The organism is Amycolatopsis pretoriensis (assembly GCF_900107925.1).
Taxonomy (GTDB): Bacteria; Actinomycetota; Actinomycetes; order Mycobacteriales; family Pseudonocardiaceae; genus Amycolatopsis; species Amycolatopsis pretoriensis.
The window spans coordinates 778,486-804,356 of record NZ_FNUJ01000001.1 but is presented as its reverse complement, the minus strand read 5'-3'; the positions used below and the strand labels follow the sequence as shown (position 1 = coordinate 804,356).

The 25,871-nt window shown below is 70.5% G+C and carries 19 protein-coding genes and 1 pseudogene; 2 read left to right on the top strand and 18 right to left on the bottom strand.

Annotated features, from left to right (window positions below; translation table 11 throughout):
• Nucleotides 1–14: 14 nt before the first annotated feature.
• From mmsB to BLV96_RS03805, 16 genes and pseudogenes are all read right to left on the bottom strand, one after another.
• Nucleotides 15–1,235: a multiple monosaccharide ABC transporter permease gene (gene mmsB, locus BLV96_RS03880; protein ID WP_086682077.1), complete on the bottom strand. Its 1,221-nt coding sequence runs from the start codon at nt 1,233–1,235 to the stop codon at nt 15–17.
• Nucleotides 1,232–2,752 carry a multiple monosaccharide ABC transporter ATP-binding protein gene (gene mmsA, locus BLV96_RS03875; protein WP_086682080.1) on the bottom strand — a complete coding sequence of 507 codons (1,521 nt, stop codon included), beginning with the start codon at nt 2,750–2,752 and terminating at the stop codon, nt 1,232–1,234. Before mmsA ends, mmsB begins: the two co-directional genes overlap by 4 nt.
• Nucleotides 2,749–3,855: a multiple monosaccharide ABC transporter substrate-binding protein gene (gene chvE, locus BLV96_RS03870; protein ID WP_086682083.1), complete on the bottom strand. Its 1,107-nt coding sequence runs from the start codon at nt 3,853–3,855 to the stop codon at nt 2,749–2,751. Before chvE ends, mmsA begins: the two co-directional genes overlap by 4 nt.
• Nucleotides 3,856–3,872: 17 nt before the next feature.
• A complete protein-coding gene (gene araA, locus BLV96_RS03865; RefSeq protein WP_086682087.1) occupies nt 3,873–5,372 on the bottom strand; it encodes an L-arabinose isomerase in 1,500 nt (499 codons plus the stop codon).
• Between the two features lie 14 nt (nt 5,373–5,386).
• Nucleotides 5,387–6,064, bottom strand: a complete 678-nt coding sequence (locus tag BLV96_RS03860; protein WP_086682090.1) for an L-ribulose-5-phosphate 4-epimerase — start codon at nt 6,062–6,064, stop codon at nt 5,387–5,389.
• Nucleotides 6,064–7,704, bottom strand: coding sequence for a ribulokinase (gene araB / locus BLV96_RS03855; protein ID WP_086682093.1), 1,641 nt, complete (start codon nt 7,702–7,704; stop codon nt 6,064–6,066). Before araB ends, BLV96_RS03860 begins: the two co-directional genes overlap by 1 nt.
• A 72-nt stretch (nt 7,705–7,776) precedes the next feature.
• Nucleotides 7,777–11,577: a LamG-like jellyroll fold domain-containing protein gene (locus BLV96_RS03850; protein ID WP_086682096.1), complete on the bottom strand. Its 3,801-nt coding sequence runs from the start codon at nt 11,575–11,577 to the stop codon at nt 7,777–7,779.
• Complete coding sequence (yjfF, locus tag BLV96_RS03845) at nt 11,574–12,560, bottom strand: galactofuranose ABC transporter, permease protein YjfF (protein ID WP_086682099.1); 987 nt, start codon at nt 12,558–12,560, stop codon at nt 11,574–11,576. Before yjfF ends, BLV96_RS03850 begins: the two co-directional genes overlap by 4 nt.
• A complete protein-coding gene (locus BLV96_RS03840) occupies nt 12,557–13,591 on the bottom strand; it encodes an ABC transporter permease (protein ID WP_208608126.1) in 1,035 nt (344 codons plus the stop codon). The genes yjfF and BLV96_RS03840 overlap by 4 nt, the downstream gene beginning before the upstream one ends.
• A 5-nt stretch (nt 13,592–13,596) precedes the next feature.
• Nucleotides 13,597–15,090, bottom strand: coding sequence for a sugar ABC transporter ATP-binding protein (locus BLV96_RS03835; RefSeq protein ID WP_086682114.1), 1,494 nt, complete (start codon nt 15,088–15,090; stop codon nt 13,597–13,599).
• 31 nt (nt 15,091–15,121) lie between these two features.
• Entirely contained in the window at nt 15,122–16,102 is a 981-nt protein-coding gene (locus tag BLV96_RS03830; protein WP_086682105.1) for an ABC transporter substrate-binding protein, read from the bottom strand.
• A gap of 77 nt (nt 16,103–16,179) precedes the next feature.
• Nucleotides 16,180–17,226, bottom strand: coding sequence for a LacI family DNA-binding transcriptional regulator (locus tag BLV96_RS03825; protein ID WP_244180029.1), 1,047 nt, complete (start codon nt 17,224–17,226; stop codon nt 16,180–16,182).
• Between the two features lie 228 nt (nt 17,227–17,454).
• Nucleotides 17,455–18,405, bottom strand: coding sequence for an endonuclease/exonuclease/phosphatase family protein (locus BLV96_RS03820; RefSeq protein WP_091388736.1), 951 nt, complete (start codon nt 18,403–18,405; stop codon nt 17,455–17,457).
• Complete coding sequence (locus BLV96_RS03815; protein WP_086679097.1) at nt 18,402–19,319, bottom strand: D-alanyl-D-alanine carboxypeptidase family protein; 918 nt, start codon at nt 19,317–19,319, stop codon at nt 18,402–18,404. Before BLV96_RS03815 ends, BLV96_RS03820 begins: the two co-directional genes overlap by 4 nt.
• 195 nt (nt 19,320–19,514) lie before the next feature.
• A pseudogene (locus BLV96_RS03810) lies at nt 19,515–20,354 on the bottom strand (glycoside hydrolase family 16 protein); the annotation flags it as partial.
• 170 nt (nt 20,355–20,524) lie between these two features.
• Nucleotides 20,525–20,779: a hypothetical protein gene (locus BLV96_RS03805; RefSeq protein WP_086679099.1), complete on the bottom strand. Its 255-nt coding sequence runs from the start codon at nt 20,777–20,779 to the stop codon at nt 20,525–20,527.
• 232 nt (nt 20,780–21,011) lie between these two features.
• Here BLV96_RS03805 and BLV96_RS03800 point away from each other — a divergent pair, with 232 nt between their 5' ends.
• Both BLV96_RS03800 and BLV96_RS03795 read left to right on the top strand, forming a co-directional pair.
• Nucleotides 21,012–23,051, top strand: coding sequence for a phosphocholine-specific phospholipase C (locus BLV96_RS03800; protein WP_086679100.1), 2,040 nt, complete (start codon nt 21,012–21,014; stop codon nt 23,049–23,051).
• Between the two features lie 116 nt (nt 23,052–23,167).
• Nucleotides 23,168–24,616, top strand: coding sequence for a cellulose binding domain-containing protein (locus tag BLV96_RS03795; RefSeq protein ID WP_086679101.1), 1,449 nt, complete (start codon nt 23,168–23,170; stop codon nt 24,614–24,616).
• A 1-nt stretch (nt 24,617) separates the two neighbouring features.
• Here the strand turns inward: BLV96_RS03795 and BLV96_RS51175 are convergent, their stop codons facing one another.
• Together BLV96_RS51175 and BLV96_RS03790 are read right to left on the bottom strand one after the other, a co-directional pair.
• Nucleotides 24,618–24,743 (bottom strand): hypothetical protein, encoded by a 126-nt coding sequence (locus BLV96_RS51175; RefSeq protein ID WP_279627519.1) that lies wholly within the window; start codon nt 24,741–24,743, stop codon nt 24,618–24,620.
• A 302-nt stretch (nt 24,744–25,045) separates the two neighbouring features.
• Nucleotides 25,046–25,840, bottom strand: coding sequence for an SDR family NAD(P)-dependent oxidoreductase (locus BLV96_RS03790; protein ID WP_086682798.1), 795 nt, complete (start codon nt 25,838–25,840; stop codon nt 25,046–25,048).
• Nucleotides 25,841–25,871: the final 31 nt, after the last annotated feature.

Genomic DNA, 25,871 nt, shown 5'->3' with positions numbered 1-25,871 from the left:
TTCGATGCCGGGACTCAGGAAGCCGCGCGGCGTTTCGTCCAAATGTCGTAGGCCACGGCCGCCAGCAGCACGACGCCCTTCACGAGCATCACCCGCTCGCTCGGCGCGCCGATCAGGGACATCCCGTTGTTGATCACCGCCATGATCAGGCCACCGGTGATCGCGCCGACCACCTTGCCGACACCGCCCTGGACCGCCGCGCCGCCGATGAACGCCGCCGCGATCGCGTCCAGCTCGAAGTTGACGCCCGCCGTCGGGCCGGCCTGGTTGAGCCGGCCGGCGAAGATGATCCCGGCCAGCGCCGCCAGGACGCCCATGTTGACGAAGATCCAGAACGTCACCGACTTGACCTTGACGCCCGAGAGCGTCGCGGCCTGCAGGTTGCCGCCCACGGCGTAGATGTGCCGGCCGAACACCGACTTCCCGGCCACCAGCGAGTAGCCGAGCACCAGCACCGCCAGCAGGATCAGCACCCACGGCAGGTTCTTGAACCGCGCGAGCTGCACGACCAGCGCGAGGACCAGCACGGCGATGCCGACGATCTTCAGCACGAACACCGGGAACGGGTCGACGTCCTGGCCGTAGCCGAGCCGCCCCGCGCGCTTGCGCCACTGCGTGAACGCGATCCCGGCCACCGCCGCGACGCCGGCGAGCAGCGACACGAGGTCGGCGCCGCCGAGCGGCCCGAGGCCGATGTTGCCGAGGTAGCCGTCGGTGAAGCCGTTGGACAGCGTGCGGATGGCGTCCGGGAACGGGCCGATGCCCTGGTTGCCCAGCACCGTCAGGGTCAGCGCCCGGAACGCCAGCATCCCGGCCAGCGTCACGATGAACGCCGGGATGCCGAAGTAGGCGACCCAGTAGCCCTGCCACGCGCCGATCACCGCGCCGACGACGAGGGTGATCAGCACCGCCCAGAACCACGGCAGCTGCCAGTTCACCATCAGCACCGCCGACACCGCGCCGGTCATCGCCACGACCGACCCCGCCGAGAGGTCGATGTGCCCGGAGATGATCACCAGGATCATCCCGATCGCGAGGATCAGCACGTAGCTGTTCTGCACGATGATGTTGGAGATGTTCTGCGGTTCCAGCAGCGCGCCGCCGGTGAGCACCTCGAACAGCACCACGATCAGCGCGAACGCGACGTAGATACCGCTCTGGCGCGGGTTGATCGAGATCCGCCGGGCGGAGCGCTCGGCCGGGGGCGCGGCGGGCCGCGCTTCGGTCGTGGTCATTGCCGTTCCTTGGTCATGTACTGCATGAGCAGTTCCTGGGTGGCTTGTTCGCGGGTCGCCTCGCCGGTGATCCGTCCGGCCGAGAGCGCGTAGATCCGGTCGCAGAGCCCGAGCAGCTCCGGCAGCTCGGAGGAGATGACCAGCACGGCCTTCCCCTGCGCGGCCAGCTCGTTGATGATCGTGTAGATCTCGAACTTGGCGCCGACGTCGATGCCGCGGGTCGGCTCGTCGAGGATCAGCACGTCCGGGTCGGTGAAGATCCACTTGGCCAGCACGACCTTCTGCTGGTTGCCGCCGGAGAGCTTCCCGGTGACGCTGCGCACGGACGGCGCCTTGATCCGCAGGTCGCGGCGGTAGCGGGCGGCCGTGTCGTGCTCGGCGTGCTCGTTCACCCACCCCCGCTTCGCCAGCTTGCCCAGCCCGGCCGCGGACACGTTGCGCTGGATGTCCTCGATCAGGTTGAGCCCGTAGCGCTTCCGGTCTTCGGTGGCGTAGGCGATGCCGTGGCGGACGGCGTCCTGCACCGAACGGACGTCGATCTCCTTGCCGTCCTTGAGGATCCGCCCGGAGATGTCCTTGCCGTAGGACCGGCCGAACACGCTCATCGCGAGCTCGGTCCGGCCCGCGCCCATCAGCCCGGCGAGGCCGACGATCTCCCCGCGCCGCAGGGAGAGCGACGCGTTTTCGACGACGACTCGGCCGGCCTGGCTCGGGCTGTGCACCGTCCAGTCCTCGATCCGCAGCACCTCTTCGCCGATGTCCGGCTCCCGGGGCGGGAACCGGTGCTCGAGGTCGCGCCCGACCATGCCGGTGATGATCCGTTCCTCGGTCAGCCCCGCCGCTTCGAGGGTCTCGATCGTCTTGCCGTCCCGCAGGATCGTGACGGTGTCCGCGATCGCGGTCACCTCGCCCAGCTTGTGCGAGATGATCACGCAGGTGACGCCCTCGTCGCGCAGCCCGCGCAGCAGGTCGAGCAGGTGAGCCGAGTCGTCGTCGTTGAGCGCCGCGGTGGGCTCGTCGAGGATGAGCAGCTTCACCTCCTTGGACAGGGCTTTGGCGATCTCGACGAGCTGCTGTTTGCCGACGCCGAGCTCCTGCACCGCGCGGGTCGCGTTTTCGGCGAGGCCGACGCGCTTGAGCAGCGCGCCGGCCTCGTGGTTGGTGCGGTTCCAGTCGATCCAGCCCCGCTTCTGCTGTTCGTTGCCGAGGAAGATGTTCTCCGCGATCGACAACTGGCCGCACAGCGCGAGTTCCTGGTGGATGATCACGATCCCGCGCCGCTCGCTGTCGCGCACCGACCCGAACTCGCACCGCTGCCCGTCGAAGGTGATCTCGCCGTCGTAGGTCCCGTGGGGGTAGACGCCGGAGAGCACCTTCATCAGGGTGGACTTCCCGGCGCCGTTCTCCCCGCAGATCGCGTGGATCTCCCCTTGGCGCACGGAAAGGGTGACGTCCGACAGCGCCTTGACCCCGGGGAAGGTCTTGGTGATCCCGCGCATGCCGAGCAGTTCGGTCATTTCAGCTGACCTGCCGTGTAGTAGCCCGAGTCGACCAGTTCCTTCTGGTAGTTGGCCTTGTCCACGGTCACCGGCTGCAGCAGGAAGGACGGGACGACCTTCTTGCCGTTGTCGTAGTCGGTGGTGTTGTTGACCTCGGGCTTGCCGCCCTTGAGCACCGCGTCGGCCATCTTCACCGTCGTGTCGGCGAGGATGCGGGTGTCCTTGAAGACCGTCGAGTACTGCTCACCGGCGATGATCGACTTGACCGAGGCGACCTCGGCGTCCTGCCCGGTGACGATCGCGTACGGCTGGCCGGCGGTGCCGTAGCCGTTGCTCTTCAGCGCCGAGAGGATGCCGATCGACAGGCCGTCGTACGGCGAAAGCACGCCCGCGACCTTCGCGCCGCCGGTGTAGGTCTTGGTGAGCAGGTCCTCCATGCGCCGCTGGGCGGTGGCCGGGTCCCAGCGCAGGATGGCCGCGCGGGCGAAGTCGGTCTGCCCGCTCTTGACGACCAGCTTGCCGCTGTCCATCAGCGGCTTGAGGACGGACATCGCGCCGTTGAAGAAGAACGTGGCGTTGTTGTCGTCCGGCGAGCCGGCGAACAGCTCGATGTTGAACGGTCCCGGGCCGGTGCCCAGGCCCTTGACCAGCGAGTTCGCCTGCTCGACGCCGACCTTGAAGTTGTCGAAGGTGGCGTAGTAGTCGACGTTCGGCGAGTTGCGGATCAGCCGGTCGTAGGCGATGACCGGGATCTTCTTGTCGGCCGCCTCCTGCAGCTGGGTGGTGATGGCGGTGCCGTCGATCGAGGCGATGACCAGCAGCTTGGCGCCCTTGGTGATCTGGTTCTCGATCTGGTTCACCTGGGTGGGGATGTCGTTCTCGGCGTACTGCAGGTCGACCTTGTACCCGAGCTTCTCCAGCGCCGACTTGATGTTGTCGCCGTCGTGGATCCAGCGCTCCGACGACTTCGTCGGCATCGTGACGCCGACCAGTGCGCCCGCCGCGCTCGCGGTACCGGGCGCGGCCGCCTGGTCGGCGGTCTTCTGGCTCGAGCCGCACGCCGACAGCGTGAGCACGAGCCCCGCGGCCGCGAGCGCCGCGATTCCTCTGGTGAACTTCATTGTTCCTTCTTCCTTTCTCAGAAGCCCTGTGCGAGCCGGTGGTACGCCTGGTTCCAGCGGATGCGGTCGGCGAAGCCGTGCGGGGTGGTTTCCTTGTCGATCATGAGCAGCTCGACGCCGAGCAGGTTCGCGAAGTCGCGCAGCGTCTCGGTGCCGACGGCCTGGGTCAGCACGGTGTGGTGCGGGCCGCCCGCGGTGATCCACGACTCGGCCGACGTCGACAGCGACGGCGCCGGCTCCCAGACCGCGCGCGCCACCGGCAGGTTCGGCAGCGGCTCGTCCGGCGCGACGACCTCGATCTCGTTGGCCACCAGGCGGAACCGGTCGCCGAGGTCGACCAGGCCGAGGGTGACGCCGGGGCCGGGGGCCGCGTCGAACACCAGCCGGACCGGGTCTTCCCGGCCGCCGATGCCCAGCGCGTGGATCTCGCACGACGGCTTCGCGGCGGCGATGCTCGGGCAGACCTCCAGCATGTGGGCGCCGAGGATCTTCGGCGTGCCCGGCCCGAAGTGGTAGGTGTAGTCCTCCATGAAGGACGTGCCGCGCTCGGCGCCGACCCCCATGGCCTTGACCGCGGCGAGCAGCGCCGAGGTCTTCCAGTCGCCCTCGCCGCCGAAGCCGTAGCCGTCGGCCATCAGCCGCTGCACGGCCAGGCCGGGCAGCTGGCGCAGGCCGCCGAGGTCCTCGAAGTTCGTGGTGAACGCGCCGAACCCGCCGTCGCTGAGGAATTTTCGGAGTCCGGCCTCGATCTTCGCCGCGTAGCGCAGGGATTCGTGCCGCGCTCCCCCGGCCGCCAGCTCCGGGACGACGTCGTAGTCCTCGGCGTACTGCGCGACGAGCGAGTCCACATCCGGCACCGCGTCAACGACCTCGACCAGGTCGTTCACGCCGTACGTGTTGACCGAGACGCCGAACCGCAGCTCGGCCTCGACCTTGTCCCCTTCGGTGACGGCGACGTCGCGCATGTTGTCGCCGAAGCGGGCCAGCCGCAGGTTCCGCAGGTGGTCGGCGCCGATCGCCGCGCGCGCCCACGCGTCGATCCGCGCGACGACGGCCGGGTCCGACACGTGGCCGGCGACGGTCTTGCGCGGGACGCCCAGGCGGGTCTGGATGAACCCGAACTCGCGGTCGCCGTGGGCGGCCTGGTTGAGGTTCATGAAGTCCATGTCGATGGTGGACCACGGCAGGGCCTCGTTGAGCTGGGTGTGCAGGTGCAGCAGCGGCTTGCGCAGCGCGTCCAGCCCGGTGATCCACATCTTCGCGGGCGAGAAGGTGTGCATCCACGCGATCACGCCGACGCAGGCCGCGTCGGCGTTGGCTTCCTGCAGCACGCGCCGGATGGACGCGGACTCGGTCAGCACCGGCTTGCCGACGATCTCGGCCGGGAGCCCGCCGGAGGCGGCCAGCAGCTGCTGGATGCGCAGGGACTGGCCGGCGACCTGTTCGAGGGTCTCCTCGCCGTAGAGGGCCTGGCTCCCGGTGAGGAACCAGAGCTGGGGTTTCGACGCGCGGGTCATCGTTCTCCTTGAAATCAGTGCTGGCCGTAGACGTTCTGGTACCGGGCGTAGAGCCGGTCGACGTCCTCGGGCGGCAGGGGTTCGGGCGTGCCCAGCTCGAAGGCCTTGTGGACGGTGCGGGCCACGTCCTCGACCATCACCGCGGCCTTGACCGCGGCACGCGCCGTGCGGCCGACGGTGAACGGGCCGTGGTTGCGCATCAGCACGGCCGGCGACCGGCTCGCGCGCAGCGTCTCGACGATCCCGCGACCGATGGAGTCGTCGCCGATCAGGGCGAACGGCCCGACCGGCACGGGACCGCCGAACTCGTCGGCGATCATCGTGAGCACGCACGGGATCGGCTCGCCGCGCGCGGCCCACGCCGTCGCGTACGTCGAGTGCGTGTGGACGACGCCGCCGATCTCGGGCATGTGCCGGTAGACGTAGGCGTGCGCGGCGGTGTCGGACGACGGCGCGAGCTCACCGTGGACGAGTTCGCCGTGCAGGTCGGTGACGACCATGGTGTCGGCGGACAGGTCGTCGTAGGAGACGCCCGAGGGCTTGATGACCATCAGCTCGCGGCCGGGGACCCGTGCCGAGACGTTGCCGGCGGTCCAGATGACGAGTGCGTTGCGGGTCAGCTCGCCGTGCAGGTTCGCCACGGTCTCGCGCAGTTCCGCGACGGTGTCGAGGACTTCGTCGGTCAGCGACATCAGGACCGTCCTTTCGCGACGGCTTTCGAAACGGCGCGGCGGCGGGCGGCGAGGCGGTGCATGACATCGTTGCCGCCGCGGCCGAAGTAGTCGTGCAGCGTCGTGTATTCGGCGTAGAGGTCGTCGTAGGCGACGACGTGGGCGGGCACCGGCCGGTAGACGGCGCGCTCGACCGAGCCCATGGCCGCGGCCGCCGCGCGGATGTCCGGGTAGGCCCCGGCGGCGACGGCCGCGTGGATGGCCGAGCCGAGCGCGGGGCCCTGCTCGGAGCCGATGACCGACAGCGGGAGGTTGGTGACGTCGGCGTAGATCTGCATGAGCAGCGCGTTCTTCACCAGCCCGCCGGCGATGATCAGCTCGGTGACCGGCACCCCGGCCTCGGTGAACGTCTCGATGATCTTGCGGGTGCCGAACGCGGTGGCTTCCAGCAGCGCACGGTAGACGTCCTCGGCGCGGGTGGCGAGGGTCTGGCCGACGATGACGCCGGACAGCTCGTGGTCGACGAGCACCGAGCGGTTGCCGCTGTGCCAGTCCAGCGCGACCAGGCCGTGTTCGCCGATCTCCTGCCGCGCGGCGAGCCGGGTCAGCTCGTCGTGGCCGTGCGGGGCGAAGTGCTCGGTGAACCAGCCGAAGATGTCGCCGACACCGCTCTGGCCGGCCTCGTAGCCCCAGAGCCCGGGGACGATCCCGCCGTCGACGACCCCGCACATGCCGGGGACTTCGCGCAGTTCGGCGCCGTTCATCACGTGGCAGGTCGACGTGCCCATGATCGCGACCATCTGGCCCGGTTCGACGGCGTTCGCGGCGGGCGCGGTCACGTGGGCGTCAACGTTGCCGACGGCGACGGCGATGCCCTCGGGCAGGCCGGTCCATGCCGCGGCCTCGGCGGACAGCGAGCCGGCGCGGGAACCCAGCTGGCCCAGGGGGTGCTCGAGCTTGTCGGACACGAAGGACTCGAACTCCGGCGCCAGTTCCCGGAGGAAGTCGCGGCTCGGGTACTGGCCGTCCTGCAGGACGCCCTTGTACCCGGCGGTGCAGGCGTTGCGGACGTAGGTGCCGGTCAGCTGCCAGACGATCCAGTCGGCCGCCTCGACCCAGTGCCGCATCGCGGCGTAGACCTCGGGCGCCTCCTCGAGCAGCTGGAGCGCCTTCGCGAACTCCCACTCCGAGGAGATCAGCCCGCCGTAGCGCGGCAGCCACTTCTCGCCGCGGGTGCGGGCCAGCTCGTTGATCCGGTCGGCCTGCGGTTGGGCCGAGTGGTGCTTCCACAGCTTGACGTACGCGTGCGGGTCGCCCGCGAACTCGGGCAGCTCGCACAGCGGCGTGCCGTCCGCGGTCGTCGGCACCATCGTGCACGCGGTGAAGTCGGTGGCGACGCCGATGACGTCGCCCGCGTCGGCGCCCGCGTCCCGCAGCGCCGCCGGTACGGCGTTGCGGAGGACCCCGACGTAGTCCGCGGGCACCTGCAGCGCCCAGTCCGGCGGCAGCGCGCGGCCGGTGGCGGGCAGCGTCTCGTCGAGCACCCCGTGCGGGTACTCGAAAGCCGCGGAGCCGAGCTCGGCCCCGTCCCGGACCCGCACGACCACCGCGCGACCCGACAGCGTGCCGAAGTCGACGCCGACGGTGAGTGGTTCTGCCACGGTGTCCTCTCCCTCCTGTGTGGTGACCGGGGCGCGGCGCGGGCGGCGGTGGACGCGCCGCGCCCCGGGGTTCTAGCGGCCGGTGAGGACCAAGGTCGTCACCGAGTTGGCGGGCAACGTGAGCTTCGAAGTGGCGGCGAGGCCGGTGATCTCCCTGGTCTGCGGCACGATCGCGGTCGGCGCGGCGAGGCTGTTGCGGCCGGCCGGGTCGCCGGTGAGCGTGGTGAGCGTCCCGGTGCCGTCGACCGCGGTGACGCCGGTGAGCGCCAGCCGCGCGGTCTGGACCTGGCCGGTCGGGTTGACGAGCTTGACCGTGAACGTCTTCCTGCCACCCTTGGTGGTCACGTTCACCACCTGCCGCAGCGGGCTGCCCTGGTTGAGGCGGCTGGTCACGATCTGCTTGCCGAGCGTGCTGGAGAACATCTGCTGCACCCAGTACGACGGCGAGGCGTAACTCGTCCCGGCGTCGAAGCCGATCAGGTTGACCGGCCAGTTCGACTGGTTCTCCTGCACCAGCACCGGCGCGTACATCGAGCCGATGACGACGTCGCTGTTGCGTTCCAGCCCGGTGAGGAACGCGGCCTCGCCGATGGCGGCGGCCAGGGTGCCGGTGGGCCGGCCGTCCTGGGCGCCGTATTCGCCGACGAGGATGTCCGGCCCGGAGCGGTCCGCGGTGTCGTAGCGGGTCGAGTTGTCGGTGAACCACTGCGGCGACTGGTAGTAGTGGTCGTCCGCGGCGTCCGGGCGCACGCCGGTCGAGGTGCTCGACGCGGCCCCGCCCTGCAGGCCGCCGGTCGTCGCGATGACCGTCAGCTGCGGGTACTTCGCCTTGATCGCGTTGTACATGTCGGTGAAGCGCCAGGCGTAGCTGCCCGAGCCGTCGAACCAGTCCTCGTTGCCGACCTCGACGTAGTGCAGGTCGAACGGCGCCGGGTGCCCGTCGGCGACCCGCTTCGCGCCCCACGTCGTGGAGGCGTCGCCGATGGCGTACTCGATCTCGTCGAGGGCTTCCTGGACGTACTGCGGGTAGTCGGCCTGGCTGACGTGCTGGCCGTTGAGGGTGTAGCCGGCGAACAGGGCCAGGAGCGGCTGGGCGCCGATGTCCTCGGACAGCTCGAGGTAGTCGAGGATGCCGAAGCCGTCGGTGGACCAGTAGCCCCACGCGGTGTTCTGGTGTCCCGGCCGCTCCTCCGGCTTGCCGATGGTGTTCTTCCACGCGAACCGCGTGTCGAGGGTGTTGCCTTCGAGGTAGTTGCCACCCGGGACCCGGAAGAGGCCGAGCTTCATCGCCGCGAGCTTCTGCCCGAGGTCGAGGCGGACGCCGTGGTTCTTGAACGTCGGCGGGAACAGCGAGACCTGCTGGAACCAGGCGTCCCCGGCCAGTGCCTTCTTGGTCTTGTTCACCAGGGAGACGACGATCCGGTTGTCGGTCGACGCGGTGATCGTCGACGGCGTGGTGAAGCTGAACGTCTGCTGCGCCCAGTTCACGCCGACCGGCTGGACGTCCTTGCTCGCCAGCACGGTGCCGTCCGGCTTCTCCAGGCTCACCCGGACCGCGCCGGTCCACGTGCCCTTGCCGAAGAAGCTGCCCGTGTACTTCGTGGACGGTTTGGCCGCGATGCCGTAGTAGCCGACGTTGGCCGCGGCCACGCGCCCACCCGCCGGAACCGCGTCGGCGTGCAGCTTCAGCGACCGGTCGAGGGCGGTGTTGAGCGGGGTCGCGGTGTCGATCGCGTAGGTGCCGGTCGCGCCGGCCGAGGTGAGCAGCGACCAGTACGGGACCGGGGTGTCGCCCGCGCCGCTGCCGCGCTGGTAGGCCTCCTTGAAGGTGCGGTTGCGGACGAGTTCGGCGTAGAGCCCGCCTTCGACGGAGTGGCTGATGTCCTCGAGGATCGAACCGTACGTCGTCGGGCGGGTGTTGGCGCGCACGACGTTGGCGTCGACCGCGAGCTGGTTGGCTCCGGCGAGGGTGCCGATCTGGGCCGCGGTGAGCGGGAAGCGGCGCAGCTCCAGCTCGTCGACCGCGCCGGTGAACCCGGCGCCGACCGTCAGGGGCGCCGCAGCGGTCCCGGACGCCGGGCAGGCGGAGACGTCCAGCATCGTGCCGGTGGGGGTGCCGCAGGTGCTGGTGACCGCGGCCGCGTCACCGTCGGCGTAGACGGTGAGCCGCTGGGAAGCGCGGTCGAGGACGACGGCGGCGTGGTGCCAGGTGCCGTCGGCGAGCCCGCCGCCGGTGGTGGTCACCTGGAGGGTGCCGACGCGGGCGGTGAGCTTGCCGCCGGTCACGCCCAGGGCGTAGCCGTCGCCGTGGTCGACGAGGGTGCCGCCGGTGGTGGTCCGGAACCAGGCGGCCAGCGAGAGCGAGCCGGTGCCGGTGTCGAACGCGGGCGAGGTGCCCATGTCCACAGTGGACTTGCCGTCGAACTGGACGGCCTGGCCCGCCGCACCCGCGGTCCACGTCGCGCCGCGCAGGGTGCCGTCGGCGGCGTTCGCGCTCGAGTCGCGGGCGACCGTGCCGGTACCCTCGTCGAAGTGCCACGAGCCGCTCGCGGCCAGGGCGGCGACGGCGGACGCGGCCAGCGGCGTCGGGTACGCGCGGACGTCGTCGATGCCGCCGGCGAACCAGTCGGCCGGGGCGCCGGCCCACTTGCCGCGCCCGATCTCCAGGTGCCCGGAGGCGGTCCACGGCGTGGTGAACGGGACGCTCTGCTGCAGGGTTCCGTTGACGTACAGGGAAAGGGTGCCGGCGGCGCGGTTGTAGACACCGACGAGGTGCTGCCACTGGTCGGCTTGTGCGGGCAGCGTCGAGACCGCCGCGGACGACGCCGTGTCGCCGTCACCCGCACGGCGCGTGAACGCGAAGCGGCCGTCGCCGGCGCGTTGGAGGTAGAAGCCGCTGATCGCCGAGCCGTCGACGCTCACCGCGGTCCGGAAGCCGGTGGCCGCGGTCGGCTTGACCCACGCGGACACCGAGAAGCTCTGCGCGGTGTCGATCACCGGGGCCGGGGCGTCGATGGCGGCGTCGGTGCCGTCGAAGACCGCACCGTGCGGGCCGACCACCCCGTCGCCCCAGGTCGCGCCGCCGGTCAGGGTGGCGGTGCGGGCGTCGAGGGAGTCGTCGGCCGCGGTGGTGCCGGTGCCCTCGTCGAGGGTCCAGTGCCCGGCGATGGCCAGGCGGGCGGCGTCGGCTCCGGTCAGGGCGCCGCTGTAGGCGCGGACGTCGTCGATCGAGCCGTCGACGTAGTCCACCGGGTTGCCGCCGTACTTGCCGCGGCCGATCACCAGGTGACCGGTGCCGGCCCAGCCGGCGGGCGCGGCGACGGTGGTCTGGCGGGTGCCGTCGACGTACAGGGCCAGCGTCGACGCGGCGGCGTCGAACACGCCGGTGAGCTGGTACCACTGGCCCACGACCGGGTCGAAGTTCGCGGCCGCGACGACGCCGTCGGCCGGGGCGTCCCCGGCGAGGCGGGTGAAGGCGAACCGGCGCGAATCGTCGCGGAACTGCAGGAAGAAGTTGCTGACCTGGTTCCCGTCGATACTCACGAACGTCTGGTAGCCCGACGTCTTGTCGAGCTTGACCCAGCTGCTGACCGAGAAGCTCTTGGTGGTGTCCAGCACGGGTGCGCCGGCGTCGGCGAATCCGCTCGTGCCATCGGTCGTCAGGGCGCCGCCGCGGACACCCGGGCCCCAGCCCGCGCCGGAGGTCAAGGTGGCGGGGTGGTCCCCCGCGCTGTCGGCGGCGGTGGTGCCGCTGCCCTCGTCGAACGTCCAGTGCCCGGCGAGCGCCGACCCGGGCTCGGCCGCGGTCGCTGTCGCGGGCAGGGCGGAGAACAGGGTCAAGGCCGCGAGCACGGCCAGAACGCGCCGGATCATCGGTCGCTCCCTCGGGTGACGAGGCGCTGCAGGACGATGAAGACGAACAGGAGGGCTCCGGTGATGATCGACGTCCACCAGGAGTTGAGCGTGCCGTCGAAGGTGATCAGCGTCTGGATGATGCCCAGCACCATGATCCCGAGCACGGTGCCCAGCACGTACCCGGAGCCGCCGGTGAGGATGGTGCCGCCGATGACCACCGCGGCGATCGCGGTCAGCTCCAGGCCGACGCCGTTGAGCGGGTCGCCGGAAGACTTGTACAGCACGAGAAGCAGGCCGCCGAGGGCCGAGCAGAACCCGCTGATCGTGTACACGGCGATCTTCGTGCGACCGGTCTTGAGGCCCATCAGCATCGCCGACTGCGCGTTGCCGCCGATCGAGTAGACCGTGCGCCCGAACCGCGTGAAGGCCAGGACGTACACCGCGACCGCGACGACGACCAGCGCGACGACCACGCTGATCGAGATGTGCAGCTCCCCGCCCAGCGGGATCTGTGTCTGGGCGAGGGTGGCGATCGTCGGGTTGTCGATGGAGTACGCCTCGGTGCTGATCGTGTAGCAGAGCCCGCGCGCGAAGAACATCCCGATCAGCGTCGCGATGAACGGCTGGATCTCGAAGAAGTGGATGAGCGCGCCCATCCCGGCCCCGAGCAGCGCGCCGACCACCAGGACCACGGCGATCGCCGCGTACGCCGGCCAGCCGTGCTTCTGCATCAGGTCGCCGGAGACCACTGTGGACAGTGCGACGACCGAGCCGACCGACAGGTCGATGCCGCCGGTGAGGATCACGAACGTCATCCCGATCGCGACGACGAGCAGGAAGGCGTTGTTGATGAACAGGTCGAGCACGACCTGCCCGGACCCGAAGGCCTCGTACTGGGCGGCGCCGAAGATGTAGGCGGCGATCAGCAGCGCCATGGTCGCCAGGATCGGCACGTGCCGCTGCTGCGGCCGGTAGCCTTTGACGCGGGCGAGCGTGGTCATGCCGTGACCTCCACCTTTTCCGGAGCGGACGCGGGGGCCGGCGCGGCCGGGCGGGCCCCACGCCGGCGCAGCTTGCGGCGGAACGCGGGCGACTGCAGCAGGCACACCGCGAGGACGACCAGGGCCTTGAACAGCATGATCGCCTCGGGCGGGATGCCGAGGGCGTAGACGGTGGTGGTCAGCGTCTGGATGAGCAGCGCGCCGATCACCGAGCCGCCGAGGGAGAAGCGGCCGCCGGTCAGCTGGGTGCCGCCGACGACGACGGCGAGGATCGCGTCGAGCTCGATGAACAACCCGGCGTGGTTGGCGTCGGCGCTGTGCACGTTCGCGCTGATCATCAGCCCGGCGATGCCCGCGCACAGTCCACAGAAGACGTAGACGAGCCAGGTGAGCCGCGCCGAGCGGAGCCCGGCGAGCCGGCTGGCTTCCGGGTTGCCGCCGACGGCTTCGACGAGCATGCCGAGCGCGGAGCGCCGGACCAGCAGCGAGGCGAGCACGAAGACGAGCAGGGCGATGAGGATCGCGCTCGGCAGCGTCAGCACGAACCCGCTGCCGATCCACTCGTACGGCGCGGCGTTGATGGTGATGATCTGGCCGCCGGAGATCAGCTGCGCGATCCCGCGGCCGGCGACCATCAGGATGAGCGTCGCGATGATCGGCTGGATGCCCAGCTGGGCGACGAGCCAGCCGTTCCACACGCCGAGCACCAGGGACAACCCGAGCGCCAGCCCGACGGCGACGAGCGTGGCGCCCACGCCGTCCGGGTGGTCGGCGATCCACAGGCACGCGAGCGAGCCGCTGATCGCGACGACCGCGCCCACCGACAGGTCGATGCCGCGGGTGGCGATCACCAGCGTCATGCCGATCGCGATGAGGATCAGCGGGGCGCCGTTCTTGAGGATGTCGACGAGGTTCCCGTAGAGGTGGCCGTCGCGCAGCTCGATCGAGAAGAACGCCGGGCTGGCGATCAGGTCGCCCAGCAGCAGCGCGAGCAACGCCACCACGGGCCAGAAGAGCCGGTGTTTGGTCATCCCTTTCACGCCTGCACCCCTTCGGCCATCGTGGCCATGATGTCGTCCGCGGTGAGTCCCTGGTTTTCCCGCTGCGCCACGACTTTCCGGTCGCGCAGCACGACGACGCGGTGGCTCAGCCGCAGGACCTCCTCCAGCTCGGCGGAGATGAACACGACGGCCATGCCGTCGGCCGAGAGCTGCGTGACGAGCCGCTGGATCTCGGTCTTCGCGCCGATGTCGATGCCGCGGGTGGGCTCGTCGAGGATGAGCAGCCGCGGCTCGGTGATGAGCCAGCGGGCCAGCAGCACCTTCTGCTGGTTGCCGCCGGACAGGTTGCCCACCAGCGCTTCCGGGTCGGCGGGCCGGATGTCGAGCGCCTTGACGTACTTCTCGGCGATCTCGTCCTGACGGCGGCGGGACAGCGGCCGCGCCCAGCCGCGGGAGGCCTGCAGCGCCAGGACGATGTTCTCCCGGACGGTCAGCTCCTCGACCAGCCCTTCGGACTTGCGGTTCTCCGAAAGGAACGCGATCCGGTGGTCGAGCCCGGCGCGCGGGGTGCGCAGCGACGTCGTGTCGCCGTCGATCCGCACGGATCCGCTGTCGGCGTGGTCGGCGCCGAAGAGCAGCCGGGCGAGTTCGGTGCGCCCGGAGCCGAGGAGCCCGGCCAGGCCGACGACCTCGCCGGCGTGGATGTCGAGCGTGAACGGCTCGACCCCGCCCTTGCGGCCGAGGTCTTCTGCGGACAGCAGCACCGGCGCGTCCGCGACCTCGGCCCGGGTGGGCCCGGAGTCCTCCAGGTCCTCGAGGACCTGCAGCTCCTTGCCGATCATCCTGGTGACCAGTTCGACCGGCGTGATGTCCGCGGTGCGGTACTCGCCGATCAGCTTTCCGTTGCGCAGCACGGTCATCCGGTCGGCGATGGCGAAGACCTGGTCGATGAAGTGGGAGACGAACAGGATCGCCAGGCCTTCGTCGCGCAGGGACCGGACGACCTTCAGCAGCTGCTCGACCTCGCCGGTGTCCAAACTGGACGTCGGTTCGTCGAGGACGAGGACCCGCGCGTCGACGTCGAGCGCGCGGGCGATCGCGACGAGCTGCTGGACGGCGATGGAGCAGGTGCTCAGCTCGGCCGAGACGTCGACGTGGACGTCGAGGCGGGCGAGGAGCTCCTCGGCCCGCCGCCGCATCGGGCCCCACTGGATGCGGCCGAAGCGGCGGGGTTCCCGCCCGAGGCAGACGTTCTCCGCCACGGACAGGTTCGGGCAGAGGTTGACCTCCTGGTAGACCGTGCTGACGCCGGCCTGTTGCGCCTCGCCGGGGCCGCCGAAGGAAACGGCGGTCCCGGCGAGGGTGATCGTGCCCGCGTCCACCCCGTACACCCCGGTCAGCACCTTGATCAGGGTGGACTTGCCGGCGCCGTTCTCCCCCATCAGCGCGTGGACCTCGCCCGGGAACAGGCGGAAGTCGACGCCGTCGAGGGCGAGGACGCCGGGGAACTCCTTGCGGATGCCGGTCATGGTGAGCAGTTCGGTGGACACGACGGACCTCTCAGTACTGCCGCTGCGGCAGGGCGGCCTTCGCCGACGCCTGGTCGAACTCGGTTTCCTGGGTCTCGATGCGGGCGGGCACCTGCTCGCCGGCGGAGACCTTCTTCACCAGGTCCATCAGCTGCGGGCCGAGCAGCGGGTTGCACTCGACGACGTGGTTGATCTTGCCGTCGGCCAGTGCCGTCAGCGCGTCCTTCACGCCGTCGACCGAGACGATCTTGATGTCCTTGCCCGGGACCTTGCCCGCGGCTTCGATCGCTTCGATGGCGCCGAGGGCCATGTCGTCGTTGTGCGCGTAGAGGACGTCGATCTTCGGCTGGGACTTCAGGAAGGCCTCCATGACCTCCTTGCCCTTGGCGCGGGTGAACTCACCGGTCTGCGACGCGACGATCTTGTACTTCGGGTCCGCCGCGATGACGTCCGCGAAGCCCTTCTTGCGGTCGTTGGCCGGCGCCGAACCCGTGGTGCCCTGCAGCTCGACGATGTTGACCTGGCCGGTGGCGCTGCCGAACTCCTTGGTCAGCCACTCCCCCGCCTTCTTGCCCTCGGCGATGAAGTCGGAGCCGAGGAAGGTCTTGTAGAGCGACTTGTCCGGCGAGTCGATCGCCCGGTCGGTGAGGATGACCGGGATGTTGGCCGTCTTCGCTTCCTTGAGGACGGTGTCCCAGCCGGACTCCACCACCGGCGAGAAGGCGATGACCTTGACCTTCTGCTGGATGTAGGAGCGGATCGCGGAGATCTGGTTCTCCTGCTTCTGCTGCGCGTCGGAGAACTTGAGCTCGATGCCGGCGGACTTGGCCGAGTCCTGGATCGACTTGGTGTTGGCCGTCCGCCACCCGCTCTCGGCGCCCACCTGGGCGAAGCCGAGCGTGATCGCCCCGCCGGAGCCACCGGAAGAGCCACCACTCCCGCAGGCGGTGAGCAGCACGAGTCCGGCCGCCGCGGCCGCCGCGGCGGCCCATCGCTTCTTCAGCACGTTCACTCCTCGATCGACGGTGATCAATTTTGTTAGCGTTAACAGTCGGAGCTGGTCTTCTTCTGCCGGGCGCGTTCGCCGTGCTAACGCGGCCCGGTGCTCTCGCGGACGATCAGCTCGGGCACGACCAGGGCGCGCGCGTGCCGGTCACCCCCGTCCATCCGCTGGGTGAGCAGGCCGAACGTGCGCCGGCCGACTTCGATGAAGTCCTGGCGCACCGTGGTCAGCGGCGGCGTGAAGTACGCCGCCTCGGGGACGTCGTCGAAGCCCGCGACGCGCACGTCCCGCGGCACCGAGACGCCGGCTTCGGCGAAGGCGCGCAGCAGGCCGAGCGCCATCTGGTCGTTGCCGGCGAAGACGGCGTCGAGGTCGCGTTCCTTGGCGAGGGATCGCCCCGCCTCGTAGCCGGAGCGCGAGCTCCAGTCACCTTGGATCACCCGCGGCATGTTCGCGCCGTGGCGTTCGAGGGTTTCCCGCCAGCCGGCTTCGCGGTCGCGGGCCTCCAGCCAGTCCTCGGGTCCGGCGACGTGCCAGACGGTCCGGTGCCCGAGGGCCAGCAGGTGTTCGGTGGCGCGGCGGGCGCCGTCGCGCTGGTCGACGGAGATGACCGGAACCGGTGCCGCCTCGCCGCCACCGACCGCGACGACCGGGAAGTCCGCGGGGGCGGCTTCCAGGGCCCGGCCGGCGGTGACGTGCGGGGCGATGACGATGATGCCTTCGACGGCCTGGCGGCGGAGGTTCTCCACCGCGTCGGCGATCGACGACCGGCCCGGCCGGCTCACGCTGGAGATCGTGATCGCGTACCCGGCTTCGCGGGCGGCGTTCTCGATGCCGTAGAGCGTGCTGGCCGGACCGTACAGATTGGACTCGAGCGCGACGACGCCGAGCGTCCCGGTGCGCCCGGTGACCAGCGCGCGGGCCGCGGAGTTCGGGCGGTAGCCCAGTTCCTCGATCGCGGCGAGCACCCGGGCGCGGGTTTCGGGCCGCACCGGGCCGGTCCCGTTGATGACCCGGGAGACGGTCATGTGCGACACGCCCGCCACGCCGGCGACGTCGGTCAGGCTGGGCTGCCGCGTGCCGGCGGTCACCCTGACGGGGCCGCCGGAGCGGGGTCGTTCGGCCACCGGCATCCCCTTCCCGCTCGCTTCGCTGTGGCAGTCACAGTGGTCACCGTCACCCGTTCGGGTGGCGGCGAGGAGTCAGTGTTAGCGATAACACCGGCGGGGTCAAGCCTGGGTCGCGTAACGGTCTAGTCACGTGCGTTCAGCGCCCGGCACCGCCGCCGACCAGCGGAGGGCGCCGTGGGGAATTCACCGGAAGGGGCGTGAGCGGGGTGTTCAGGTGCACAAACCGGGGGGTCAGAGGGCGAGTGAAGCCGCCACCGGGAGGTGGTCGCTGCCCGTCGCCGGCAGGGTCCACGACGCGGTCGGCCGCACCCCCGCCACGAAGATCTGGTCGATCCGCGCCATCGGCAACCCGGCCGGCCAGCTGAAGCCGAAGCCGTCGCCGGCCTGCTCCTGCGCGGACCGCAGCCGCGCGGTGATCGGCTCCAGGGCCCGGTCGTCCGCCGTGCCGTTGAAGTCGCCGACCAGCACCGTGCGCGACGACCGCTCTCCCGCCAACGCGTCGGCGAGCAGGCCGATCGCTTCGTCGCGGCCGTTCGCCGTGAAGCCCGAGTCGAGCCGGACGCGCACCGAGGGCAGGTGCGCGACGAACACCGCCACCGGGCCCTTCGGAGTGTCCACTGTGGTCCGCAGCGCGCGGGTCCACGGCATGATCGCGACCGGTCTCGTGTCACCCAGCGGAAAAGTGCTCCAGATCCCGACCGTGCCCTGCACCGAGTGGTGCGGGTAGGCCGCGGCGAGCGCGTCTTCGTACTTCGGGATCTCGGACTTCTTCAGCTCCTCCAAGGCGATCACCTGCGCGCCGGTCGCGGCCAGCGCCCGCGCGGTGCCGGCCGGGTCCGGGTTCTCGTCGTTGACGTTGTGCGACACGATCGTCAGGTCGCCGCCCGCTTCGGTCTTGTCGGACAACCTGCCGCCGAAGAACCCGCCCCACACCAGCGCCGGCAGCAGCAGCGAAACGAGCGCGAGCGCCGAACGCCGGAGCAGCGCCGCCACGAGCAGCGGGAGCACGAGCAGGGCGGTCCACGGCAGGAACGTCTCCAGCAGGCTGCCGGCGTTGCCGACCCAGTTGGGCACCAGTCGATGCGCGAGCAGCAGAAGCGCCGTCAGTGCGGAAAACGCCGCGATCACGCGGCCACGCCGCCAGGTTCCGCGGTCCGGCGCCGTCTCGAGCACCGCCGTCATCGCGTGGCCGCCGGCAGTTCGCGCTGGATCGCGGCGATGAGCGTCCGGCTGTTCTCCAAAGCGGCCCGCAGCCCCTGCGCCGGGCTGCCGCCGGGGTTCTGGTGCAGGACGACGCCGAGGATGAGCGCGCCGCCCGGGCCCTTCGCCGCCCACATCAGCGCCCCGCCGGCGGCGGTCGACGAACCGGTCTTCAGCCCGATCACGCCGTCGGAGCCGAGGAGGGTGTTGGTGTTGACGACTCCGGGCACGCCGTCGACGCGGAGGTTCGTCGTGGCGACGATCTCGCGGATCACGGCGTTGCGCATCACCTCGCGCGCCAGGCGCAGCTGGTCGGTGGCGGTGCTCGTCGTCGAGTCCTCGACCCCGCTGGCACCGGTGTAGGTCGTGTCGCTCATGCCGAGCGCGGCGGCCTCGCGGTTCATCTTTGCGACGAAGTCCTCCTGGCTGCCGGCGTCCCAGCGCGCGAGCAGCCGGGCCGCGTTGTTGCCGGACGGCACGAGCATCAGCGCCAGCAGGTCCCGCTCGCTCACCTGCCGCCCGGCCCGCAAGGTCACGGTCGACTCCTCGCGGGACGCCGACTCGGCTTCGGCCTGGTCGTCGACGGTGATCATCGGGCCCGCGTCGCCCGGGGCGAGCGGGTGGTCCTTGAGCACCACGTAGGCGGTCATGACCTTGGTGACGCTCGCGATCGGCACCGGCCGCCGCTCCCCGCGGCTGCCGAGCGAGCCCAGGCCCTGGACCTCGGCGCTCGCCTGCCCGCCGTCGGGCCACGGCAGCGCGAGGTCGACGGCGGGCCGGGCACTGGCGTAGCCGTCGACGGTGGGCGGGAAGAGGACCCAGCAGGCCACGGCGAGCGCCACCGCGACGGCGGCGGCGATCCCGCCGACGACGGGTGGGATGCGGGTACGGGCCATGGGTCTCCTCCGGGTGCCGGGGCGCTTTCTCAGCGCACTCCGTCACTGTGTCCGGGGAAGATCGCCGGGCCGTCGGGGTTGTTCGACAGGTCTGAACCAGGAATGTCCGGATTCTGTACCAGAAGACGTGGCGCGGGACCGGTTCCTCTCCGCCGCGCACGGGGAGGAGCCGGTCCCGCTGGTCCGGACCGCTCAGCTCACGTGGACGTAGTCGACCACGAGCTGCTGCGGGAACTGGGTGCTGCCGTCGGGGTCACCGGGCCAGTAACCACCGACCGCGAGGTTCAGGATCACGAAGAAGCCGTGGTTGAACACCCACTGGTTGCCGCCGACGTCGGCCGGCGTGCGGGTCTGGTAGGCGTTGCCGTCGACCGACCACACGATCTTGTCCTGCGACCAGTCGATCGCGTAGGTGTGGAAGTCGTCGGAGAAGTTCGGGCCGTCGTAGGGCGCGCCGATGCCGCCCGAACCCGAGTAGCCCGGGCCGTGGATGGTGCCGTGCACGGTGTTCGGCTCGAACCCGACGTTCTCCATGATGTCGATCTCGCCGCACTGCGGCCAGCCGACGCTGCCGATGTCGGAGCCGAGCATCCAGAACGCGGGCCACATGCCCTGCCCGCGCGGCAGCTTCATCCGGGCCTCGACGTGCCCGGAGGACGCGGTGAACTTGCCGGAGGTGTTGAGCCGCGCCGAGGTGTACTCGCAGGCGCCGTACCAGCAGTTGTTCCCGCTGTTCTCCTTCTTCGCGGTGATCACGAGGTGGCCCTGGCCGTCGAGTACCGCGTTGGCGGTGCCGTCGGTGTACCACTGGCGCTCGTGGTTGTTCACGTTGTCGCCGGTTTCGTGGCCCCACTTCGAGCCGTCGACCCCGCTGCCCGCCGGGCCGTCGAAGTCGTCGCCGAAGCTCGCAAGGGTCTGGGCGGGCGCAGCCTGGCTCTGCGGCGCGGTCAGCACGGCACCGGCCACGAGCAGCGCCGCGGGCGCCACCAGCAGGCGGGCGGTCCGCCGCCATCGGGCGGAGTTCCTGGTCGACATCGTCGTCGCCCCTTCCGTTCCGCGGGCGACGGCTGGCGGCTCACCGGCACCCTATTTGTTGTCGAACACAACAAAGTATGAACGGGTCGATGGCGAAGAACAAGGCTATCCGGTCGGACATTTTCCGACGAGTACCCGATGGTCCGGACCACCGGGTACTTTCGGGCAACTCAGGCGGCCGAGCGCTGGATGCAGTCGAGGCCGATGCCCAGCGGCGTGGCCAGGTACTGGCAGATGTGCGTCGAGTGCGCCTCGTCGGTCGGCGTGCAGGCGACCGGTACGCCGAGCAGGTCCACCGAGCAGTAGGCGTAGAACTGGGTGGCGCTGCCCGGCACCGGGTCGGCCGACGCCGGAGCCGCCGCGGCGACCACCGCGGAAATCGTGAGCGCAGCGGCCGCCGCCAGGGAAGCGATTCGGGTCTTCATCGTGCTCTCCTTCCGCAATCTCCCCTGCGCGTCAGGGGTGTGTGGTGATCAAGATTCCCCGTCCGGACCGCGTTCAGCTCCGGGTCACCGGAAAGTGTCACCCCGGCGGGCCGCGAACCGAACAGCGCGTGAACTTCACGCTGTGTGATTACGTACCTTCGTCGGTGTCACCGAGCGGCTCGGAGTACCTACGCTGGCGCTGCCCTGCCGAGGTCCCCAGGAGGCTCCCGTGATGGCCGACCCGCACGAGCTCACCCGACGCACCTTCCTCGGCGGGGTCGCCGCCGCCGGCGCCCTGGGCGCCCTCCCGCCCGGCATGGCCGAAGCCCTCGCCGAACCTCGCGTGCCGGGCAGCCTCTCGGACGTCGAGCACGTCGTGGTCCTCATGCAGGAGAACCGCTCCTTCGACCACTACTACGGCACGATGAAAGGCGTCCGCGGCTACGGCGACCGATCGGCGATCGTGCAGCCAGGAGGCCTGGACGTCTTCCACCAGCCCGATTCCGGGCGCGGCGACGGGAAGTACCTGCTGCCGTTCCGGGTGGACACGACCAAAGTGGACGGTCAGGACCTCGGCGACCTCGGCCACGGCTGGGCCGACCAGCACCAGGCGATCGCCGGTGGCGCGAACAACGCGTGGGTCGCGGCCAAGGGCGAGATGACCATGGGCTATTTCGGCCAGGGGGACATCCCGTTCCACCGCGCGCTGGCCGACGCGTTCACGGTGTGCGACCACTACTTCTGCTCGGTGCAGGGCCCGACCACGCCCAACCGGCTCTACCTGTTCACCGGCACGATCGACGCCGACGGCCGGGCGGGCGGGCCGGCGAACTACAACCCCGCCGACTACAAGCCCGTCTTCAGCTGGACGACCTACCCGGAACGCCTGCAGCAGCAGGGCGTTTCGTGGAAGGTGTACGCCAACAAGGAGGTCGGCGACGCGGGCGGCTCGTTCGTCGGCGACTACGGCGACAACCCGCTGTGGCTGTTCAAGGCCTACCACCAGGACTACAACTCCGAGCTGTCCCAACGGGCCAGTGTGTTCAAGACGTGGGGCCCGGATTCGGGCCAGGGCAAGAACGTCGACCACGTGCTCGCCGAGTTCAAGGCCGACTGCGCGAGCGGATCGCTGCCCCGCGTCTCGTGGGTCGTCGCGCCCTACGGCTACTGCGAGCACCCCGAAGCACGCCCGGTCGACGGCGCCGCGTACACCCAGACCGTGCTGAACGCCTTGTGGGCCAACCCGAAGCTGTGGGAGTCCACTGTGGTCCTCATCAACTACGACGAGAACGACGGCTTCTTCGACCACGTCGCCCCGCCGATCGCGCCGAGCGGCACCGCGAGCGAGTACATCGGCAGCAAGCCGATCGGGCTCGGCGCCCGCGTGCCGATGACGGTGATCTCGCCGTGGAGCCGCGGCGGCTGGGTCAGCTCCGAGGTCACCGACCACACGTCGGTCATCCGGTTCCTCGAGCGCTGGACCGGCGTCGCCGAGCCGAACATCAGCGCGTGGCGACGCGCGCTCTGCGGCGACCTCATGACGTGCTTCGACTTCGGCACCCCGAACACGCAGATCCCGCTGCTGCCGGACACCGCGGCGCTGCGCAAGCAGGCCGACGACACCCAGAAGAAGCTGCCGAAGCCGGCCCCGCCGGCGACCGGGAAGCAGCAGGTCCCGGTCCAGGAGGACGGCACGCGCCCGGCCCGGGCCCTGCCCTACCGGCCGTCGGTCGCGACGTCGCTGAGCGCCGACCGCAAGATCCTCACCACGACGTTCGCCAACCAGGGCACGGCGGCCGTGCAGCTGCTGGCCTACCGCAACGACGGCCAGACCGACGGCCCGTGGCCGTACGACCTCGCGCCCGGCGCGCAGGTGAGCGACACCTGGCGGATCCAGCTCTACGGCGGCGGCAAGTACGGCGTCGCGGTGCACGGCCCCAACCGGTTCCGCTGGGTCCTCGCCGGGGACGCGAACAGCGCGGGCGCGGGGGTCGACGTCCTGGGGAGCTACACGACCGAGAACAAGCTGCGCCTGACGATGCGCAACGGCGGGACGACAGCCGTGCGCGTCACGATCACCGCGAACCACTACCGCACGGACGGCCCGTGGACGTACGCGCTGGCCGCGGGCCAGACCGTGACCGACGAGTGGAACCCGGTCGCGTACGGGAACGGCTGGTACGACCTGTCCGCGACGCTCGACGCCGACCCGAAGTTCCTCCGCCGCTTCAGCGGGCACCTCGAGACGGGTGCGCCGAGCGTTACCGGCTGACAGATTCAGATATGTGACCGCTATTCAGCCCATTGACGCTTCCGGGAGGCTCACCTATAAAGGGAACGTCCGGGTGTACGCCGCAACACCTCCGCTGTCCCTTTCGGAGGCCTTTGGTGTCCCCACGCAGTCGTGCCGTCCTCCTCGGCGCCGCCACCCTCTCGGCCGCACTCGCGGTGACCGGCGCGGTCGGCGCCCAGGCCGCCGCGGCGAACCTGTCCGCCACCTTCGCGCAGACGTCGATCTGGACCGGCGGCTACGGCGCCGGCTACACGATCACCAACCGCGGTGACGCGCCCGCCACCGGCTGGACCGTCGAATTCGACCTGCCGGCCGGCACGGCGGTGACCAGCTCGTGGAGCTCGGTCAAGACGCAAAGCGGGCAGCACTACAAGTTCACCAACGCGGGCTTCAACGGCACGGTCAAGCCCGGCGCCACCGCGAACTTCGGCTTCAACGTCGCCGGCTCCGGGCTGCCCGCCGGCTGCACGGTCAACGGCCTCCCGTGCGCCGGCGGCGGCCCGGTCACCACCACCCCGACGACGACCAGCACCCGACCGCCCACGACCACCACGACTCCCCCGCCGGCCGGGGACACCGTGAACGTCTCCACGGCCGCGCAACTGCAGGCCGCCTTGGCCGACGCGGCGCCCGGCCAGGCGATCAAGCTCGCGGCCGGCACCTACCGCGGGTCGTTCGTCACGACGAAGGCGGGCACGGCGGCCAAGCCGATCACCCTTTCGGGTCCGTCGGACGCGATCCTGATCAACGACGGCCCGAGCGGCGACGCGCCGGACTGCCCCGCCCCGACCGCGGGCTGGGACTCCGGGTACGGCCTCTGGCTCTCCGGCGCGCCGTACTGGAACCTCGTCGGCTTCACCGTGCAGGAGTCGAAGAAGGGCATCGTCGCCGACGACTCGCCGCACACGACGATCGACGGCGTGAACGTCAACCACGTCGACGAGGAGGCGATCCACTTCCGCCGTTCGTCGGCCGACAGCGTGCTGAAGAACTCGACGATCACCTACACCGGGCTGGTGCAGCCGGGCTACGGCGAGGGCGTCTACCTCGGCTCGGCCAACTCGAACTGGGCCTGCCACGGGAACTCCGGCGGCGTCGACCGCGGCGACCGGATCCAGGTGCTGGACAACCACATCGGCCCGTTCATCGCGGCGGAACCCATCGACGTCAAGGAAGGCACGTTCGACGGCGTCATCCGCGGCAACACGTTCGACGGCCGCGGCATCTCGGGCGAGAACTCGGCGGACTCCTGGATCGACGTCAAGGGGATCGGCTACACGATCGAGAACAACACGGGCACGTTCGCGTCGCCGGGGGTGTTCGCCAACGGCTACGAGAACCACAACACGAGCACGTCCCCGTCGTTCGACAACGGCTGCGGGAACGTGTGGCGCGGCAACAAGTCGGATCTCGGCGGCGTGGGCGCCTACGCGATCAAGATCAGCTCGGTGTCCAAGTGCGCGGCGAACCCGAACGTGGTGTACGCGTCCAACACGGTCGCGAACGCGACGGCGGGACTGACGAACATCCCGGTCACGCCGTAGGTCACAGGTGCATGGCGAGCCAGAGCGCCACCCAGGCCGCGGCGGCGAGCAACGCGCCCGCCGCCGCGGCGAGGAGCACCCGGCGCAGGCCGCTTGCGGGTTTGGCGGGCGTCTCGATGTGGTCCATGAAAACGATCATGACCCACGCGCGCCGGACGCGACAGCCGGCGCGCTCGTCCGGGCGACCCCTGCGCGGGGTACCCCGGACGGCGGCGACGCACGTCACTCCCGCCCGCGGAACACCGGAACCGGCGAAGCGTTGTACTGGGTGTCGGTACGGCGGTGCCCCCGGGCCTCACCCCTTGCCTTCACGGAATACCGGTAGCGCTGGAGCCGTGTCGTGCCTTCCGCCGCGAGGCGGCCCCCGTACCGGCCCCGAAACCCCCGTTCCCACCCGGGTCTCCCCCGTGCGCCCGGGCGGGAGCGGGCCTACGGCACGATCGAGTCGACGTACCCGCCGTCGACGCGCACGGCCGCGCCGGTGGTCGCCGAGGCGAACGGGGAACTCAGGTACACCACCAGGTTCGCGATCTCTTCGGGTTCGATCAGCCGCTGCAGCAACGACTGCGGCCGGTGCTCCTTCATGAACTCGCGCTGGGCTTCCTCCCACGGCAGGTCCTTGTCGACCAGCTCGTAGACGAAGTCCTCGACACCGCCGGTGTGCGTCGGGCCCGCGATCACGGCGTTCACCGTGACGCCGGTGCCGGCCGCGTGCTTGGCGAACCCGCGCGAAACCCCGAGCAACGCCGTCTTCGAGACGCCGTAGTGGATCATCTCGGCCGGGATCACGACCGCGGAATCGCTGGCGATGTACTGGATCCGGCCCCAGCCGCGGCCGGTCATGCCGGGCAGGTAGGCGCGGGTGAGCCGCACCGCGGCCAGGACGTTGACCTCGAAGTAGCGCCGCCAGTCGGCGTCGGTGATGTCGAGGGGCTCCTGCGCGCCGAAGATGCCGAGGTTGTTGACCAGGATGTCGGCGTCCGGCACCTCTTCGACGACCTGGGCGGCGCCGGCTTCGTCCGAGACGTCACCCGGGGCCGGGACCAGGTCGGCGTCCGGCTGGTCCTCCTTCAGGCGCGCGATGGCCTTCGCGACCCCGGTCTCGCTCCGGCCGTTGATCGCGACCCGCGCGCCCGCGGCGGCGAGCCCCGCCGCGATCGCCGAGCCGATGCCCTGGGTGGACCCCGTGACCAGGGCCGTCTTCCCGCTGAGGTCGACCCGCATCGTGAAAACCCTTTCTCGCGTCGGCCGGTCC

Excerpts from the sequence above, each read along its gene's own strand:
- BLV96_RS03860 (WP_086682090.1), bottom strand. The coding sequence starts at position 6,064 with ATGTCGCTGACCGACGAAGTCCTCGACACCGTCGCGGAACTGCGCGAG.
- BLV96_RS03840 (WP_208608126.1), bottom strand. The coding sequence starts at position 13,591 with ATGACCAAACACCGGCTCTTCTGGCCCGTGGTGGCGTTGCTCGCGCTG.
- BLV96_RS03835 (WP_086682114.1), bottom strand. The coding sequence starts at position 15,090 with ATGACCGGCATCCGCAAGGAGTTCCCCGGCGTCCTCGCCCTCGACGGC.
- BLV96_RS03825 (WP_244180029.1), bottom strand. The coding sequence starts at position 17,226 with ATGCCGGTGGCCGAACGACCCCGCTCCGGCGGCCCCGTCAGGGTGACC.
- yjfF (WP_086682099.1), bottom strand. The coding sequence starts at position 12,560 with ATGACCACGCTCGCCCGCGTCAAAGGCTACCGGCCGCAGCAGCGGCAC.
- BLV96_RS03800 (WP_086679100.1), top strand. The coding sequence starts at position 21,012 with ATGGCCGACCCGCACGAGCTCACCCGACGCACCTTCCTCGGCGGGGTC.
- araA (WP_086682087.1), bottom strand. The coding sequence starts at position 5,372 with ATGACCCGCGCGTCGAAACCCCAGCTCTGGTTCCTCACCGGGAGCCAG.
- BLV96_RS51175 (WP_279627519.1), bottom strand. The coding sequence starts at position 24,743 with ATGGACCACATCGAGACGCCCGCCAAACCCGCAAGCGGCCTGCGCCGG.
- mmsA (WP_086682080.1), bottom strand. The coding sequence starts at position 2,752 with ATGACCGAACTGCTCGGCATGCGCGGGATCACCAAGACCTTCCCCGGG.
- BLV96_RS03805 (WP_086679099.1), bottom strand. The coding sequence starts at position 20,779 with ATGAAGACCCGAATCGCTTCCCTGGCGGCGGCCGCTGCGCTCACGATT.
- chvE (WP_086682083.1), bottom strand. The coding sequence starts at position 3,855 with ATGAAGTTCACCAGAGGAATCGCGGCGCTCGCGGCCGCGGGGCTCGTG.
- BLV96_RS03850 (WP_086682096.1), bottom strand. The coding sequence starts at position 11,577 with ATGATCCGGCGCGTTCTGGCCGTGCTCGCGGCCTTGACCCTGTTCTCC.
- mmsB (WP_086682077.1), bottom strand. The coding sequence starts at position 1,235 with ATGACCACGACCGAAGCGCGGCCCGCCGCGCCCCCGGCCGAGCGCTCC.
- BLV96_RS03790 (WP_086682798.1), bottom strand. The coding sequence starts at position 25,840 with ATGCGGGTCGACCTCAGCGGGAAGACGGCCCTGGTCACGGGGTCCACC.
- BLV96_RS03820 (WP_091388736.1), bottom strand. The coding sequence starts at position 18,405 with ATGACGGCGGTGCTCGAGACGGCGCCGGACCGCGGAACCTGGCGGCGT.
- BLV96_RS03815 (WP_086679097.1), bottom strand. The coding sequence starts at position 19,319 with ATGGCCCGTACCCGCATCCCACCCGTCGTCGGCGGGATCGCCGCCGCC.